Consider the following 1,241-nt stretch of genomic DNA (forward strand, 5'->3'; position numbering starts at 1 on the left):
AGAAGTCATCGAGCCGAATATTCCCGATGATTGTGTCGGCCTGGAAAAGGTCCTGATCGGCGAGGACAGCTCCGAGCGACTGGACGTCGTGCCGCCGAAGTTCCGGGTCATCGTGACGCGCCGTCCCAAATATGCGTTCCGAGGCCGCGATGGTGTGATCCAGGCAGCGGCACCGGCGCACATCATCGAGAGCGGTTTGCCGTCAGAGCGGCTGCTCGCCTATATCGCTGTCTCCAAATACGCCGACGGTCTGCCGCTTTATCGACAGGAGGCGATTTACATGCGCGACGGCGTTGAGATCAGCCGATCGCTGATGGCTCAATGGATGGGGCATTTGGGCTTCGAACTGCAGTTGCTCGCCGACTACATCCTCGAGCGCGTCAAGGCGGGCGAACGGGTCTTTGCCGACGAGACGAGCTTACCCACTCTTGCACCGGGAACGGGAAAAGTAACGAAAGCCTGGCTGTGGGCTTATGCACGCGACGATCGACCCTATGGCGGAACCAGCCCGCCGATGGTTGCCTATCGCTTTGAAGACGGCCGAGGTGCCGATTGCGTGGTGCGTCATCTCTCGGGATTCAGCGGCATCCTGCAGGTCGACGGCTACTCGGCCTATACCAGCCTGGTCAAGTTGCGAACCAGGGCCGGCAGCAACGAAACGGTCCAGCTTGCGGGGTGCTGGGCGCATCTACGCCGCAAGTTTTACGACCTTCACATCAGCGGTATCTCGAAAGCGGCAACGATGACCATCATCACCATGGCCGAGCTCTGGCGCATCGAGGACGAGGCCCGGGGCGGCAGCCCCGAGAGCCGTGCGGCGCTTCGCCAGGGCAAATCCGCAGCCATCGTCGCCGACCTCTTCGATCTGTGGGAACGGGAACTCGGTAAGGTCTCCGGCAAATCCAAAACAGCAGAAGCGATCCGCTATGCGCTCACCCGGCGCGAAGCTCTGGAGCGCTTTCTCAATGACGGCCGCATCGAGATCGATTCCAACATCGTCGAACGGGCGATCCGGCCGCAAACCATTACCAGAAAGAACAGTCTATTCGCCGGCAGCGAGGGCGGCGGACGAACCTGGGCCACGCTGGCTACGCTCCTGCAGACAGCCAAGATGAACAATGTCGATCCGCTCGATTGGCTCTCTCAGACCCTGACCCGCATCGCACAGGGCTGGCCAGCATCTGAAATCGACGCCCTCATGCCCTGGAACTTCAAGGCCGCGTGATCGGCTAACCGCTTAC

General features: G+C 61.1%; 1 protein-coding gene. It reads left to right on the forward strand.

Annotation, left to right across the window (positions count from 1 at the left end; translation table 11 throughout):
- Window positions 1-1,225 (forward strand): IS66 family transposase (gene tnpC, locus ACSQ3I_RS28105; RefSeq protein WP_436004478.1); only part of this gene is annotated, 1,225 nt, incomplete at its 5' end.
- Between the last annotated feature and the right edge of the window lie 16 nt (window positions 1,226-1,241).

The organism is Rhizobium sp. LjRoot30, from assembly GCF_964253915.1.
In the GTDB taxonomy this organism is placed as follows: domain Bacteria; phylum Pseudomonadota; class Alphaproteobacteria; order Rhizobiales; family Rhizobiaceae; genus Metarhizobium.